General features: G+C 70.4%; 16 protein-coding genes and 3 pseudogenes. 12 read left to right on the forward strand and 7 right to left on the reverse strand.

All coding sequences use genetic code 11. The features are described from left to right. Positions 1-86: 86 nt before the first annotated feature. The 8 genes from ABT041_RS16540 (at position 87) to ABT041_RS16575 (ending at position 6,195) form a co-directional block, all read left to right on the forward strand. Positions 87-584: a mycothiol transferase gene (locus tag ABT041_RS16540; protein WP_502976500.1), complete on the forward strand. Its 498-nt coding sequence runs from the start codon at positions 87-89 to the stop codon at positions 582-584. Positions 585-896: 312 nt separating this feature from the next. Continuing rightward, positions 897-1,256: a zinc ribbon domain-containing protein YjdM gene (locus tag ABT041_RS16545; protein ID WP_351184573.1), complete on the forward strand. Its 360-nt coding sequence runs from the start codon at positions 897-899 to the stop codon at positions 1,254-1,256. A 155-nt stretch (positions 1,257-1,411) separates the two neighbouring features. Continuing rightward, positions 1,412-1,753 (forward strand): ArsR/SmtB family transcription factor, encoded by a 342-nt coding sequence (locus ABT041_RS16550; RefSeq protein ID WP_351184575.1) that lies wholly within the window; start codon positions 1,412-1,414, stop codon positions 1,751-1,753. Between the two features lie 56 nt (positions 1,754-1,809). Continuing rightward, entirely contained in the window at positions 1,810-3,474 is a 1,665-nt protein-coding gene (locus ABT041_RS16555; protein ID WP_351184816.1) for a SulP family inorganic anion transporter, read from the forward strand. Next, positions 3,471-3,884 carry a pyridoxamine 5'-phosphate oxidase family protein gene (locus tag ABT041_RS16560; RefSeq protein ID WP_351184577.1) on the forward strand — a complete coding sequence of 138 codons (414 nt, stop codon included), beginning with the start codon at positions 3,471-3,473 and terminating at the stop codon, positions 3,882-3,884. The genes ABT041_RS16555 and ABT041_RS16560 overlap by 4 nt, the downstream gene beginning before the upstream one ends. A 425-nt stretch (positions 3,885-4,309) precedes the next feature. Further along, complete coding sequence (locus ABT041_RS16565; RefSeq protein ID WP_351184579.1) at positions 4,310-4,723, forward strand: STAS domain-containing protein; 414 nt, start codon at positions 4,310-4,312, stop codon at positions 4,721-4,723. A gap of 337 nt (positions 4,724-5,060) precedes the next feature. Then, positions 5,061-5,411 (forward strand): ArsR/SmtB family transcription factor, encoded by a 351-nt coding sequence (locus ABT041_RS16570; protein ID WP_351184581.1) that lies wholly within the window; start codon positions 5,061-5,063, stop codon positions 5,409-5,411. Between the two features lie 322 nt (positions 5,412-5,733). Continuing rightward, positions 5,734-6,195: a hypothetical protein gene (locus ABT041_RS16575; protein WP_351184583.1), complete on the forward strand. Its 462-nt coding sequence runs from the start codon at positions 5,734-5,736 to the stop codon at positions 6,193-6,195. Positions 6,196-6,213: 18 nt separating this feature from the next. Here the strand turns inward: ABT041_RS16575 and ABT041_RS16580 are convergent. After that, a pseudogene (locus ABT041_RS16580) lies at positions 6,214-7,074 on the reverse strand (IS5 family transposase). A 543-nt stretch (positions 7,075-7,617) separates the two neighbouring features. Here ABT041_RS16580 and ABT041_RS16585 point away from each other — a divergent pair. Together ABT041_RS16585 and ABT041_RS16590 are read left to right on the forward strand one after the other, a co-directional pair. Next, on the forward strand, positions 7,618-8,040 hold the full coding sequence (locus ABT041_RS16585) for a hypothetical protein (RefSeq protein WP_351184585.1): 423 nt from the start codon (positions 7,618-7,620) through the stop codon (positions 8,038-8,040). A gap of 78 nt (positions 8,041-8,118) precedes the next feature. Beyond that, positions 8,119-8,250: pseudogene (locus tag ABT041_RS16590) on the forward strand (IS5/IS1182 family transposase); the annotation flags it as partial. Here the strand turns inward: ABT041_RS16590 and ABT041_RS16595 are convergent. From ABT041_RS16595 to ABT041_RS16605, 3 genes are all read right to left on the reverse strand, one after another. Then, the gene (locus ABT041_RS16595) at positions 8,237-8,476 is read right to left on the reverse strand and encodes a hypothetical protein (RefSeq protein WP_351184828.1); all 240 of its coding nucleotides are present in this window, start codon (positions 8,474-8,476) and stop codon (positions 8,237-8,239) included. The pseudogene ABT041_RS16590 and the gene ABT041_RS16595 sit on opposite strands and share 14 nt — an antisense overlap. Then, positions 8,404-8,835: a hypothetical protein gene (locus tag ABT041_RS16600; RefSeq protein WP_351184587.1), complete on the reverse strand. Its 432-nt coding sequence runs from the start codon at positions 8,833-8,835 to the stop codon at positions 8,404-8,406. The genes ABT041_RS16595 and ABT041_RS16600 overlap by 73 nt, the downstream gene beginning before the upstream one ends. Before the next feature lie 137 nt (positions 8,836-8,972). Continuing rightward, a complete protein-coding gene (locus ABT041_RS16605; RefSeq protein WP_351184589.1) occupies positions 8,973-9,479 on the reverse strand; it encodes a DUF2199 domain-containing protein in 507 nt (168 codons plus the stop codon). Positions 9,480-9,702: 223 nt separating this feature from the next. Between ABT041_RS16605 and ABT041_RS16610 the strand changes: the two genes are divergently transcribed. Next, positions 9,703-10,143, forward strand: a complete 441-nt coding sequence (locus ABT041_RS16610; protein WP_351184591.1) for a hypothetical protein — start codon at positions 9,703-9,705, stop codon at positions 10,141-10,143. Positions 10,144-10,155: 12 nt separating this feature from the next. On the opposite strand, the pseudogene ABT041_RS16615 reads toward ABT041_RS16610, so the two are convergent. The 3 genes and pseudogenes from ABT041_RS16615 to ABT041_RS16625 form a co-directional block, all read right to left on the reverse strand. Further along, a pseudogene (locus ABT041_RS16615) lies at positions 10,156-10,363 on the reverse strand (transposase); the annotation flags it as partial. Next, positions 10,364-10,831 carry a pyridoxamine 5'-phosphate oxidase family protein gene (locus ABT041_RS16620; protein WP_351184593.1) on the reverse strand — a complete coding sequence of 156 codons (468 nt, stop codon included), beginning with the start codon at positions 10,829-10,831 and terminating at the stop codon, positions 10,364-10,366. It abuts the pseudogene before it with no gap. Between the two features lie 350 nt (positions 10,832-11,181). Continuing rightward, positions 11,182-12,147, reverse strand: a complete 966-nt coding sequence (locus tag ABT041_RS16625; RefSeq protein WP_351184818.1) for an acyl-ACP desaturase — start codon at positions 12,145-12,147, stop codon at positions 11,182-11,184. Between the two features lie 205 nt (positions 12,148-12,352). On the opposite strand from ABT041_RS16625, the gene hemG reads away from it, so the two are divergent. Beyond that, entirely contained in the window at positions 12,353-13,744 is a 1,392-nt protein-coding gene (hemG, locus tag ABT041_RS16630) for a protoporphyrinogen oxidase (protein ID WP_351184595.1), read from the forward strand. Positions 13,745-14,102: the final 358 nt, after the last annotated feature.

Raw genomic sequence — 14,102 nt, forward strand, 5'->3', positions numbered from 1 at the left:
TGGCGGTGCGTCAAAGAACGGTGCTGATCCGGTCCTTCAGCCCGAACCGGCGACCAGTACCTCGCCGAGCGGGGTGCGCTGGTGTGGTGCGAGCCGAGCTGGATGGCGATGAACCTCGCCTGGTCAAACACATGGCCAGCGTCGAGGCCCGGTGCTTCGGCGAGGCTTTCGACCGGCCTTGCCCGGAGCCTCTGTGCCGGTGGCAGGACTCCGACGGCAGCGATCATTGGGCCTTCGGGGACGAGACCCGCGATCAGATCGTCGCGTTCTATCGGCGCACGTGGGAACACTCCGACGCGACGATCGACGCGCCTTCCCTCGACGCCCCGAGCCACGTGCCGTGGTGGTCGGAGCCGTGCCCCCACACGAACCTGTTCGCCATCATGGTGCACGTCCTCGGCGAGACCAACCGGCACGCCGGACGCGCCGGCATCCTGCGCGAGGGTGTCGACGGCCGGACCGGGATGCGCCCCGAACACGCGAGGCGGATCGACGAGGAAGCCCGTGCGGGTCACCGCGCGAAGAACGAGCTGGCGCCGCCAGGTCGGCCGCACCGATCCAACCTCGGAGGTCGCCTCACGTGACCTGATGTTCGTACGGCACGATGCCGGCCGCGGGCGCTGTCCGCGACGGCTTCCCCTCACGCCACCCGGCCGCGGCATGACCGCCCTCCGGTCCCGCCGGGGGCCAGGGCGGCGCCGACCCGTCAAACTCTGCGCGGACAAGGCGTACTTCTCCCCCGAACACCTGGCCGGCTGCGTGAGCCCGGGCTCGTCGCGCGCGCCGCGCGCCCGGCATCCCCGGCGAGCGCCTCGGTCGGCACCGGCGGACCGCACGCGAGGCCCCTCCCGGGGAGCGTGGGGGGAGGCGCGGATCGCCCGACGTAAAATCGTCACATGAACGAGAACCTCCCTCCTTGTCCCGAGTGCTCCAGCGCCTACACCTACGAGATGGGCGCCCTCCTTGTCTGCCCCGAATGCGGCCATGAGTGGTCGGGGTCTTCCCAGGCCGCCGGTGAAGCGGCCGCACCCGGCGAGAAGGTGATCAAGGACTCCGTCGGCAACGTCCTCGCCGACGGTGACACGGTGACCGTCGTCAAGACGCTGAAGGTCAAGGGGAGCCCCAGCGGCATCAAGGCCGGCACCAAGGTGCGTAACATCCGCCTCGTCGACGGGGTCGACGGGCACGACATCGACTGCAAGGTCGACGGCTTCGGACCGATGCAGCTCAAGTCCAGCGTGGTCAAGAAGGCCTGATCGGCCCGCCATGGGCCATGGGCAAGACATCTCTATGAATTGCATAAATTGGCAATTCGATACATGATTGGTTGGCTGTGTCCGTAGGTAGCCGCGGGCACAGCCCCAGCCAAACGCGCCTCGCTCACGCGAGGTGATAAGGAGAGTGTGCGAGCGTGTCGGTTCCGCTGTACCAGGCCAAGGCCGAGTTCTTCCGGATGCTGGGGCACCCGGTGCGGATCCGCGTCCTCGAACTCCTCCAGGACGGGCCGATGGCGGTGCGGGACCTGCTTGCGGCGATAGAGGTGGAGCCGCCGGCCCTGTCACAGCAGCTGTCGGTGCTCCGGCGATCGGGGATCGTGGCCTCGACCCGCGAGGGGGCGACCGTGGTCTACCGGCTGGCGGGCGGGGACGTCGCCGACCTCATGCAGGCCGCCCGGCGCATCCTCACCGAGATGCTCGCCGGGCAGAACGAGCTCCTGCAGGAGCTGCGGGGGACCGAGGTCGCGACCCGGTGAACAGGTTCGTGAACAGGGCGCGTTCTCTCCTGCCCGTGCGTGCCGATCTCACCGCCATGGCCCGCAACCCGCGTCGTGATCTGCTGGCGGGACTGACGGTCGCCATCGTGGCGCTGCCGCTCGCCCTCGGCTTCGGGGTCTCCTCCGGGCTCGGCGCGGAGGCCGGACTCGCGACCGCGGTCGTGGCCGGGGCGCTCGCCGCGCTGTTCGGCGGCTCGAACCTCCAGGTGTCCGGGCCCACCGGCGCCATGACCGTGGTCCTGGTCCCGATCGTGGCGCAGTACGGTCCGAGCGGGGTTCTCACGGTCGGCCTCATCGCCGGCGTGATCGTGATCGGTCTCGCCGTGGCGAAAGCGGGCCGGTACATGGCGTACATCCCGGCCTCGGTGGTCGAAGGCTTCACGCTCGGGATCGCGCTGGTCATCGGGCTGCAGCAGGTGCCCGGCGCCCTGGGCGTCCCCAAACCTGAAGGCGACCGAGTCCTGGCGGTGACCTGGCGGGCGATCGAGGAGTTCGTGAAGGCCCCGAACTGGACGGCCCTCGGCCTCGCGCTCGGTGTCGCCGCCGTCATGCTGGTCGGCGCCCGGTGGCGGCCGACCGTCCCCTTCTCGATCGTGGCGGTGATCGCCGCGACCGTCCTCGCTCAGGTCTTCCACCTCGACAAGGCGGCGCCGATCGGCGATCTGCCGGCCGGGCTCCCCGCCCCGTCACTCGGCTTCGTCGACCTGTCCCAGCTGGGCTCGCTGCTCGCACCCGCGGCCGCCGTCGCCGCGCTCGCCGCCCTGGAGTCGCTGCTCTCGGCGCAGGTCGCCGACGGCATGACCGTGGGGCAGAAGCACGACCCGGACCGGGAGCTGTTCGGCCAGGGCCTGGCGAACCTCGCGGCGCCGCTGTTCGGCGGCGTCCCGGCGACGGGCGCCATCGCCCGTACGGCGGTGAACGTCCGTACCGGCGCGTCCTCGCGGCTCGCAGCCCTGACACACGCGGCGGTCCTCGCCGTCATCGTCTTCGCCGCCGCGCCGCTCGTGTCGAAGATCCCCCTCGCCGCGCTCGCCGGTGTCCTCCTCGCGACCGCTGTCCGCATGGTCGAGGTCGGCTCGCTGCGCGCCATGGCCAGGGCCACCCGCTCCGACGCGGTCGTCCTGGTCCTGACCGCCGTCGCCACCCTGGCCCTGGACCTCGTGTACGCGGTGGTCATCGGCTTTCTCGTCGCGGGTGCCCTCGCCCTGCGCGCGGTGGCCAAACAGGCCCGCCTGTCAGAGGTCGACTTCCGGGCCGATCTGCCGGGCGAGCACAGCGCGGAGGAGCACGCGCTGCTCGCCGAGCACATCGTGGCGTACCGGATCGACGGGCCGCTCTTCTTCGCCGCCGCCCACCGCTTCCTCCTGGAGCTGACCGAGGTGGCGGACGTCCGCGTGGTGATCCTGCGGATGTCTCGCGTCACGACCGTCGACGCGACCGGCGCGCTCGTCCTCAAGGACGCCGTCGAGAAGCTCAACCGGCGCGGGATCGTCGTGATGACCTCCGGGATACGACCCGGTCAGCGCCGGGCGTTCGACTCCGTCGGCGCTCTGGACCTGCTGCGTCTCGACGGACGCGAGTTCGCCGGCACGCCCGAGGCGATCGCAGCCGCCCGCGCCCACCTGCGGGGCGCCGGGATACTGCCCGCCGTGCCCGGGCGGCAGGGTGCGGGACATGTCGCTGGGGAGGCCGCGCGATGACGACCCCGACCAGCCGCCGTATGGCCGAGGTGTCGGGGGCGGAAGCACTCTGGCTCCTCGAAGGTGCCAGTCACGGACGCCTCGTCCACATGCAGCGCGACCAGGCCCTTGTCCGGCCCGCCGTCCACGTCCTGGAGTACGGGAGACTGATCGTCCGTACGCCGGTGCAGGCGGAGGTCGTCGGCGGCCGGCGGGTCCTGACGTACCAAGCGGACGAGATCCGGCTGCCCGCGGGCACGGGCTGGAGCGTCACGGTCTCGGGGCCGGCCGAGCCGGTGGACGACCCGGTCGAGGCCGCCCATTACCTCCGTACGCTCCCCGGCTGGGCGTACGGGCCGCACGACACCCTGTTGCGCATCACCCCGCAGACGGTGACCGGATACCGCCTGGGCACCGTGGAACCGCGGTGAACGCGGGCGTCGAGGCTCTCGCCCTGCGGCACGTTCTGACGGCTTCCACCGTGCCGGGGTCGGTGCGGCCGGTACGTGAGCCGGCGGACATGACGTTCGGCGCGTGGGGCATCGCGACCTCGCACCACGCGAAGGGTCCGGCCCTGCTCATCCCGAGCTCTCCGGTGAGCGGCAGCGTCCGGCACGCGGCAGTCGCCTCACCGGGCCTCACCGTCACGGTGGCCGCCGGCGAGTACACGCTCGCCTTCTCCGGCCACGACCGCCGTCCCCGGCATCCTCGCCGCCGCCGGCGGGACGGGCGGGCCGGCTTCCATCGCCGAGGTGATGGTCGAGGCGGACGGCACCTGTGTCGTGCGCCGTGACGCCGACGGCGGCGGCAAGAGCGTATTGATCATCCTCCCCCTGTGAAGACGAAGGCGACGACTATGACCATCGAATGGCGCTACACCACCCAGCCCGGCCTGAGCGTGCTCTCCCTGGCCGGACACCTCGGGGCGGACGCCGTCGCCCGGTTCGACGGCGCTGTGGGCTGGGTCGTCGCACGGGGGGACGGCCCCGTGATCCTCGACCTCACCGCCTTGCGAGGCTGGTCGGCCGGTGGGCAGCTGGCGGTTGTCGAGGCCGCTCGCCGGCTCGGGGCCAGTGGACGGACTCTCGAACTCGCCGCGATCCCCGCCGACGGATCGCTCGTGCCCCGTGGCGACCATCCCCAGATCACGGTCCACTGCGACTTGCCCGCAGCCCTGGCCGCCCATCGGGGCGTCACCGGGCAGCGACGGGAGTGGTGCAGCGACGAGTGGCCCGGCGGGCGGACGACCGCGCACGCGCCCCAGGGCTGACCTCGCCGGGCGACCGATAGTCCTGGGTCCCGCCCCCGCCTGTGCGGCAGGTGGTGGGGCGCAGGAGCTGTCTCCAGCCTTGCGGCTGTCCGCGAGTGTGCGTTCCCGCCGACAGCTCCCGGCCGCGGTGTCGAGCACCGCCTTCTCGCCTTCGAAGGTCCCAGACCTCCCTCCCACTCCTTGTGCATTGCCAACCTTGGCAACTGCCGACACCATTGAGCCGGCATGGAGCCGCGAGGATGGTCCCCATGGCGAAGACTTCTGAATGGATGCGACGGGCACGGTGGCGGTCTCACGGCGAGGCGACGGGCGCCCGTGCGGATCGGCGGTGGGGCAGGTGAGCGCGCCGCTGTACCAATTGAAGGCGGAGTTCTTCAAGACGCTCGGCCACCCCGTGCGCATCCGGGTCCTGGAGCTGCTGAGTCAGCGCGAACACGGAGTCTCCGAGATGCTTTCCGAGGTCGGGGTCGAGCCCGCACATCTGTCACAGCAGCTCGCGGTACTGCGTCGGTCGAACCTGGTCGTCGCGCGTCGCGAAGGTTCGACGGTGTACTACTCGCTGACCGATCCTCAGGTCGCCGAGCTGCTGGCGGTGGCGAGATCGATTCTCTCCGGCGTGCTCGCCGGCCAGGCCGAGCTGCTTGCCGACCTTCGCGCCGCCGCGCCGGAAGCGGCGCCGCCGGCCTGACGGCGGCGACGAGACCGGCGGCCGCCCCTGCCGCACATGGACAGCGCTCTGCGTGGCAGGGGCGGCCGCCCCCTTCGTACAGGCCCGCGGCCCGGGCGGTTCCGCCAGGCGCGGTGCGGGGACGCGGGTCGTGCGAGGGTGGCGAGATCGAGATCGCGGCGGCTCCCGCGTCACGCGGACGCGGCTCTGGTGACCGGTGTCGTGACCCGCAGCGTGGCGTGCCCGCCGAGACGCACCGTCCAGGCGATACCCGAGCCGCCGATCGCCGTGGCATTCGGCGACTGCGCGACCGGCCCGGTATCGCGCGTGGAAGCCTGTCCGCATGGATACATTCGCGGACCGACTCGACGGCGGGTGGAAGTGGTGGGAGGCCGCCATTGAAGAAGCGCAGGAGGGGCGCTGGGTCCGTGACGCCGTGGAACGGCAGGTCATCAAGGACATCGGCGCCGCCACAAACCCTCTCCATGGCGGACGGATGGCCCCGTTCACCGAGGACTCGTGGCACGTACGCATCGGGAGGATCGCGAACTGGGCCGGGGTACTGCGGCTCGCGGCCCGATCAGGCGGATGGGTGCTCCAACCCGTTACCGGACGCGTCCCGCCAAACCCTGCTGGCATGGCCGAGCTGCTGTCTGGCATCTACGCGGTCGGCGAGCAAGGAGAAATCTGGATGCGGCAGCTCCTGACGGGTGAGCTGCCACCCGAAGACGAGATCGCGAAGGCTGAGGGCTTCCTCACCGGGCCGGGATCCGTCGAGGACCTTGAGCTCTTCTTCTACGACTGAAAAGCCGTCGCTTCGACGTCACCGCCGTGCCCAGATGAGGATGGAGGCGAGGTGGAGTGCGGCCTGGTAGGCGATGGCGAGCTTGTCCGTTCGCATGGCCAGGCCGCGCCACTGCTTCAGCCGGTTGATGCATCGCTCGACCGCGTTGCGTTGCCGATACGCCTCGGCGTCGAAAGCCGGTGGGCGACCGCCGGCGCGGCCTCGCCGCAGACGGTGGCCGATCTGGTCGGACGGCTGGGGGATGACAGCGCGGATTCCACGTCGGCGGAGGTGATTTCGGATCCGCGCGGGATGAGTACGCGCGGTCCGCCAGGACGGCATCAGGTCGGGTCCTCGGTCTTCCCGGCCCGCTTCGTGGAACACGGATGCCGGCCATGACGGTCTCGAAGGCTGGGGCGTCGCCAGCCTGGCCTGCGGTGACGCGAAGGACCAGAGGTCGTGCATGGCTGTCGCTGGCAAGGTGGACCTTCGTGCTCAGGCCGCCGCGGGAGCGTCCAAGCGCATGGTCGTCGGGTTCGGCCCGACCTGGAGCCCCTTTTTCCTGGCTCCGGCGGCGTGCTGGTGAGCCCGGCAGACGGTGGAGTCCACCGACACGGTCCACCCGATGTCGTCAGCACCCTCGGCCGCTGCCAGGAATGCGGCAAGGATGCGTTCCCAGGTGCCGTCCACGGCCCACCTGATCAGCCGTTTGTGGGCGGTCTGGAACGAGCCGAGCTCGTCGGGCAGGTCTCGCCAGGGCGAGCAGGTTCGGTACTTCCACGCGATGGCTTCCAGGGTGCGGCGGTGATCGGCCCACCGCCGACCGCGGACCGGATCGGCCGGCATCAGCGGCTCGATCCGGTCCCACATCGCATCACTGATCACTAATCGGACGGACACATCCGATCAACAGACCAACCGATCAAAGAGACACGCTCTAGGTCCTGTCTGACGAATGATCACCGAGCGGGGAGGTACGTGCTCGGTCCAATTGCCTTGCCGCCCTGACGCCGGCCGGTGATTCTGGGCAGGTGCCAGGACAGGGGAAAAGAAGGCGGCGGCAAGAGGACGCGCGGCAGCGGCTTGCTGCTCGCACCGCGCCGGACACAGGACAGTGGGAAGTGGTCGTTGAGACTCGGGACCAGGCGGAGATGCGTACGCGGTTGGGCCGTCTGCGGGAGGCAGGAGTCGACGGGTCGATGATCCGGATCGACACGCTGTGCGGGCGCCTGGGTCTGCCGACCACCTACCGGCTGAGCCGTTTCGTGACGGACCCCGCGCGGTATTCCGAGCACGAGCACTCTGACCATTGATCTTGTGGCAGGTCGAGGTGAGTTGACGGATGCGGCGTGGGAGCGAAGAGAGACCCTGTTGCCGCGGGGGCCCCAATCTCTTTGGTCAAGGTGGATGGGTGCTGGTTCGGACGTCTGGAACGATGTGCCTGTGCATGCTGATGATCAGGTTGGCGAGGGAGTCTCTGCGGACCTCGCGGCGTTTCTCCGGAACGCTGCCGACGACCGTCCGGTGAAGATCGTTCCTTCTGTCTGTGCCGGGTGCGGCGGGCGAGTGTTCTTCGTGCTCGTTGACGATGTCGAGGGCGGAGCCCAGCGGGAGTGCACTGGTTGCGGCGGCCCCGCGCTCATCGCGGATAGCGAGGAGTTCTGGGAGGACGCGGATCCTGGCGAGGCTGGCTGCCCGTGCGGGAGCGAGGAGTTCGAGGCGGCAGTCGCGTTCTCGCTCGCCGGCGACGGGTTGGTCCGCTGGGTGACGATTGGGCTGCGGTGCCAGAAGGACGGCGCCGTGGGGGTCTATGCCGACTGGAAGATCGACTACGGCCCCACGGATCACCTCCTGACCATGGTCTAGGTCTGCGGAGCGACCGCCCGAACAGGCTGCGGTTCGTAGAAGGTGCCGTCCCGGAGCATCGTGAAGAGCACATCCGCCCGGCGCCGGGCGAGGCAGAGCAGGGCGATCAACCGCCTGAAGCAGTTCCGGGCGGTCGCCACTCGCTACGACAAGCGCGGCTACGTCTTCCTCGGCACCGCCATAGCGGCAGCCCTTGCTATCTGGCTCCGAACGGGATCAGTCGGACAAATTCCTGGTGGTGGTCGAGCCAGCGGCGTGCCGCCACGCTCAGCGGCAGGTCGTTCGGATCGCCCATGTCATCCATGGAGCCGTCCGTCAGCCCCTCCGCCCAGTGGCGGAGGACCTGCGAACGGTGCGGCGCCTTCAGCACCGAGGTGCTGATCGCGTGCTCCCACGTCGTGGCGAAGCACAGCACGTTCCCGTCGAGCGACAGCATGCTGAACTCGGGCCGGTAGGGGCGCTGCCGAGCAGCCCGTCAGCGCCCTTGCCCATGATGTCCCACTCGCTCTGCAGCTCGACGCAGTGCCATCGCGAGAGGCGGTCCCGGCCGGGGCTGAGGGCGATCAGGAACCTGCGGTCGGTCTCGGAGAAGAGTCCTCCTTCGACCGCCAGCCGGTACCAGTCGGCGTTCGCCTTCTCCTGGAGGAGCGGATCGAGGAAGTCCCTCGAGACCTCGACGCGCCCGTCCTCGAACGGGACGCTCGGCGCCTGGCCGATGACGGTGGGCGGAACGAGCCCGTCGGGCGCGGTCCACTCCTCCACGATGCGCAGCCCCGCCGCGGTGAGAGGCTTCATAAACCCCATCATGCAGTCTCCGCTGATCAGCACGCGGGGCAGGGCGGTGCTTGGGTTCGCGCCTGGGCCGTTGCCGCCCGTTGCAGCAGACGCGGCTATGCGTTCCTCGGTACCACCATCGCAGCGATTGGGGGCGGTCAGACTCGGAGGAGCAAGTCTGCGAGTTCCCTGACGCGGCCGGTCGTGATGCCTTCGCGCTGCTCGATCGCGAGGGGGTGATCGGTTGGTTCCAGTTCGATCAGTGGACGCTGACCGACGGAGCGGGTGTGGACGTGGGTCTTGAGCAGGAGGGTGGACTGCTGATAGACCGGCAACTCGGTGGAGAGCCAGCCAAAGTACGGGGGTTCCTGCTCGCGTGCCGGGTCGTCCCACAGGTCGTGCGTCCGGGCGAAGTTCCCCTCGCTCAAGGAGACCCAGACACCCCAGGAGAACGTGTCGCCACTGTCGCGCAGAGGTATCTCGATCAGGCCGTGGACGAAGAAGTGCCGTCCTTTGATGATGCACTGGTCGGCGGTCAGCTCGCTGTCCCGGCGCCGTGAGTACCGGGGTTTCCAGCCCACCGGAGCCGGAGCCCCATAAGACAGCGGCGGCCCGTCCTGGTCTTCTGCGCAGCACGCGCACGTGTGGTGGTGATCGGCAGACACGGTGCTGAGCTTAACGAGTTGGTCAGACACATCTTCGGGTGCCCAGGAAGAACCGCTTCCGGAGCTCGGCGCGGCGCAATTCCCTAGGCGTAGCCGCTGCCTCCCGTGACGCCCCAGTGGCAAACCCCCGTGGTCTCGCGACGCTCGGTGACGACCTCACACGACTTGCGCCAGACCCCGATTCGAATCGTCCATGCCAGTTCTGTCGGGCAGCATGGGGGCGATGGACGTCGAACAGTCACTGCCGCACGAGGTGAAGGTCATCGATTCGGCCTCGTTGTTCCGGCTTGGGGAGCGCGCGGGTGACCTCGGCCTGAGCCGGCGGTTGGACCCGGAGTGGCTGCGGGCGAATGCCGCCCCCGACGGCAACCACTACCTCTGGCCGGCCCTGTGGCACACCCTGTCCCACCGCCCGGACGTCCCCTGTCACGTGCGGTGGGAACTACTGATCACTCTTCGTACGGGAGACCGTGTGGTGAGCTTGCTGGACGCGATTCCCGACGACTTCACCCCGCTGCCGAAGGTGACCTCACGCGAAGAGGGGATGCAGGTCAGACGGCTTCTTGACGAAGCTCCTTCGGTCCGGGATTGGCTACTGCGAGAGGACGAGGGACCGGGTGGCGCGACCAGCGGTTTCAGTCACAGCTCCCAGATCAGGTGGTGACTCTCGTCGTGGGTCGTACCCGCCGTCGGCGAGGACGACATCGGGGCGCCGCCGCGGACAGCCGCGCTGGCCCCGCACAGGCGGCACCGCTTCCAGGAGCGGGATGAGCTGGGTGGTGTCGTTGCGGTTCCCGCCGGTCGGCGTGGCAGCGAGTGGGACACCGGTCTTTGCTGCCCGTCCTGCGCCGGTCAACGGGGCTTCGTCCCGTCTTGGGGCCCCTTCAGTGGGGGTTGTTCGGGTCGAGGAGACGGATGCCCGTGACCAGGTCGGGGTGGATGCGTACGACCTGGTCCATGTGCTGGTCCGACCACGGGTGGAGCAGTGCTTGGTAGCGGGCGATGTCCGCCGGGTCCGTCACCAGGCGGCAGTATCCGGTGACGACGGCACTCCAGCCGAGGCGGGCGGCGGTGTCGATGGCGTCGGCCTCGTACGCGACGACGACGCCGGGGCTGTCGGCCTCGCGGGTGCTCAGTGTCAGCGCGGCGCCTTCGTGGATGCGGATGACGATCTGGCCCTCGTCGAGGATGTGGTTCACCGGGCGGATGGCCGGCAGCGCCTGTCGGGTGAAGACGATCCGGCCCATGGGGACACTGCCCAGCAGGCGCAGGGCCTCGTCGGGATCGAGTTGCACGGTGCGGCGCGGGGCGGCGGACGCCGCGCATGCCCGGTGGGCCGGAGTGTCGTTCATCGGGAGTGTCCTGTTGAGCGGGAGGCGGAGGAGTTTCAGTAGACGCCTGGGCGGGGCGTCACGAAAGGGTCGTTCGGCCCCTGTGCCTGCCCGACCGGGCGTCCAGTACGCGGAAGCCGGTGACGGAGGTGCCCGGTGGGATCGCCGACATCGTCAAGGCACGCGCCCCGCCCACCGGAAAGCCGCCGGACGGCGCCCCCAGCGCCCGGCGGGCCTTCCGCCGACCGTACGGGCGGGGTTGGCGGGCGATCCCCGGCACGGCCCGCCCGGGCCCGGCCGTCCCTCAGGCCGGCCGTCCAGCCGGTCGGCGGCGTGAACGCGGCCCGCGCCGGGCTTCGCGTGGCGGGCCGTCAGCCGTTGCAGCCCCGGGCGGCGTCCCGTCGCGCCAGGAGCGCGGCCCTGCGCTCCTCGAAACGGGTGGCCTGGGTGTCCAACGACGTGAGGAACTCGCCCAGTTCCTGCTGGGCCTTGAGACCCTCCGGGCCGAGTCCGGAGAGGTCCATGACCTTGAGGTGACGCAGTACGGGTTGCAGGACGTCGTCGTGGTGGATGCGCAGGTCGTACACACCTCCGAGGGCGATGCGGGCCGCGGCCCGCTCGAAACCTGGCAGCCCGTGGCCCGGCATCCGGAAGCCCGAGACCACGTCGGCGACGGCGCGCATGGCGTCGTCGGGGGCGATCTCCAGGGCCGCCTTGAGGAGGTTGCGGTAGAAGATCATGTGCAGGTTCTCGTCGAGGGCGACCCTCGCGAGCAGCCGGTCGCACACGGGGTCCCCCGAGTTGTGACCGGTGTTGCGGTGCGAGATCCGGGTGGCAAGTTCCTGGAAGGCGACATAGGCCACCGTGTGCAGGGGCGAGTGGCGGTTGTCCGACTCGAAGCCCGTGGACATGTGGGTCATCCGGGCGCGCTCCAGCGCCGCGGGATCCACCGCACGCGAGGCGAGGAGGTAGTCCCGCATCACGATCGAGTGCCGGGCTTCCTCCGCCGTCCAGCGGTGCACCCACGTGCCCCACGCTCCGTCACGCCCGAACAGGGTGGCGATCTCGTGGTGGTAGCTGGGCAGGTTGTCCTCGGTCAGGAGGTTCACCACCATCGACACCCGGCCCACGTCGGACAGGGGAGACTGCTCCGGAGCCCAGGGCTCACCTTTCAGAGGCCCGTCGAAGTCCCGCCCGCTGGACCAGGGAACGTACTCGTGGGGCATCCACTCCTTGAAGACGCGCAAGTGGCGGTCGAGTTCGTGCTCCACGACTTCCTCGAGCGCGTGCAGGATGCGGATGTCCGACCTGGAATCGGACGTGCGGGGAGACGGCATGGTCACGGCGAGCGGGCCTTTCACGGGAGCTGTCGTACCTACGGGTCCGTAAGTTACGGGCCCGCGGTGATGTTCCGATGGGGCCGTTCGGCCCCTTTTGCCGGTGCGGAGCGCTCCCGTTCACTGCTCATGGACCTCCGGCCCACCGACGCTCCGGGACCCGGCCGGAGGTCCGCCGAGCAGTTCTCGCGCGAAAGGAACGCACATGCGTGGTCAGGCCACACCGGGACACGTCGTCGTGGTGGGAGGAGGTGTCTCCGGTCTCGCGGCCGCCCACCGGCTCGTCGAATCGGGCGCCCGCGTGACGCTCCTCGAGGCCTCCGGGCGGCTGGGCGGCAAGCTGTGGGCCGGGGAGATCGCGGGCGTGCCCGTCGACCTGGGCGCGGAGGCCCTGTTCGCGCTGCGACCCGAGGCGGTCGAGCTGGCCCGGGCCGTAGGACTCGGGGAATGCCTGGAGCCGGCCGTGACGACCTCGGCCTCCGTGTGGAGCCGCGGCGCGCTGCGCGTCATGCCCCGTGGCCACGTCCTCGGGGTGCCGGGGGACTGGGCGGCACTGGAGGGCCTGGTCTCCCCGGAGGGCGTCGCGCGCATGAAGCAGGACCGCGCCCTGCCGCGTACCCCCGTCGGGGAGGACGTCGCGATCGGCGCGTACGTGGCCGAACGGTACGGCAAGGAGGTCGTCGACCGGCTCCTGGAGCCCCTGCTCGACGGCGTGTACGCGGGGGACGCCTACCGCATCTCGATGCGCGCGACGCTTCCCGCCCTCTACGAGGCGGCCCGGCAGCACGGCTCACTGCTCGACGCCGTCGCCTCCCTGCACCGCACGCCCGCGCCGGACGCGCCCGCAGGCCCGGTGTTCATGGGGATCACGGGCGGTGTCGGCCGGCTGCCGGGTGCCGTCGCCGACGCCGTACGAGCCCGGGGCGGGGAGATCCTTATCGACTCCCCGGTCCTCGCGCTGACCCGTACCGAGGACGGCTGGCAGATCCGTACGGCCGATCGCTTCCTTGCCGCGGACGCCGTGGTCGTCGCCGCGCCGGCGTGGAATGCCGCGAGACTCCTCGAGGCCGAGAGCCCGACGGCGGCGGCCGAACTGTCGGGCATCGAGTACGCCTCGCCCGCGCTGGTGACGCTGGCCTTCCGCCGGGCGGACCTGCCCGTCCTGCCCGGCGGCAGCGGATTCCTCGTGCCACCGGTGGAGGGGCGCACGATCAAGGCAGCCACCCTGCTGACGCACAAGTGGCGTTGGCTGAGGGAGAACGCCACCGGTCTCTTCGTCCTGCGGGCATCGATCGGACGGCACGGGGACGAACAGGCCTTGTACCTGGACGACGCGGAACTCATCGAGGTCGCGCGCCGCGACCTGGGCGAGATCCTGGGACTCACCGCCGCGCCCGTCGCGGCGAAGGTCAGCCGTTGGCACGACGGGCTGCCTCAGTACTTGGTCGGGCACACGGCACGGATCGAGCGGATCAGGGAAGCGGTCGCGAAGCTGCCGGCGATACGTGTGTGCGGAGCGGCCTACGACGGTGTCGGCATCGCCCACTGCGTGGCGAGCGGGCAGCGTGCCGCAGACGAACTGCTGGGCGCGGTGTAAGGCGCTGCCCCCCCCGCAGAGCCGTGGGGCCGACCGGGCGGACGCGGTGCGTCCGTCTTCTCTCCGGCATCCGGAGCACGTGACGCGGTCGCCCCGCATCCGGAGCGCTCCGAGGCACGGGAGTCCCGGAGCGCCCGGATGCCGACGGGGCGTGGATGACGACGTCGTCCGCGTCGACGATGCGGGGGAGGGGGCGGATTACGGGGTTCCGGTTGCCGGTTGCGTGTGAAGGCGAGCCGCCTCGCACCGCGGAGGGGCCGTTCGGCCCCTGTCGGCGCGCCGGGCCATGTCTGTTCACTGTGCTGCGGGCGCCGGTTCGGGCTCATGTCGGTTGCGCCGGCGCCCGAGCCGGTCCCGT

The organism is Streptomyces sp. NPDC002825 (assembly GCF_040295385.1).
In the GTDB taxonomy this organism is placed as follows: Bacteria; Actinomycetota; Actinomycetes; order Streptomycetales; family Streptomycetaceae; genus Streptomyces.

Coding starts and splice junctions, on each gene's coding strand:
- ABT041_RS16545 (WP_351184573.1), top strand. CDS start 897: ATGAACGAGAACCTCCCTCCTTGTCCCGAGTGCTCCAGCGCCTACACC.
- ABT041_RS16555 (WP_351184816.1), top strand. CDS start 1,810: ATGGCCCGCAACCCGCGTCGTGATCTGCTGGCGGGACTGACGGTCGCC.
- ABT041_RS16560 (WP_351184577.1), top strand. CDS start 3,471: ATGACGACCCCGACCAGCCGCCGTATGGCCGAGGTGTCGGGGGCGGAA.
- ABT041_RS16565 (WP_351184579.1), top strand. CDS start 4,310: ATGACCATCGAATGGCGCTACACCACCCAGCCCGGCCTGAGCGTGCTC.
- ABT041_RS16575 (WP_351184583.1), top strand. CDS start 5,734: ATGGATACATTCGCGGACCGACTCGACGGCGGGTGGAAGTGGTGGGAG.
- ABT041_RS16595 (WP_351184828.1), bottom strand. CDS start 8,476: ATGCTGTCGCTCGACGGGAACGTGCTGTGCTTCGCCACGACGTGGGAG.
- ABT041_RS16600 (WP_351184587.1), bottom strand. CDS start 8,835: ATGAAGCCTCTCACCGCGGCGGGGCTGCGCATCGTGGAGGAGTGGACC.
- ABT041_RS16610 (WP_351184591.1), top strand. CDS start 9,703: ATGGACGTCGAACAGTCACTGCCGCACGAGGTGAAGGTCATCGATTCG.
- ABT041_RS16620 (WP_351184593.1), bottom strand. CDS start 10,831: ATGAACGACACTCCGGCCCACCGGGCATGCGCGGCGTCCGCCGCCCCG.
- ABT041_RS16625 (WP_351184818.1), bottom strand. CDS start 12,147: ATGCCGTCTCCCCGCACGTCCGATTCCAGGTCGGACATCCGCATCCTG.
- hemG (WP_351184595.1), top strand. CDS start 12,353: ATGCGTGGTCAGGCCACACCGGGACACGTCGTCGTGGTGGGAGGAGGT.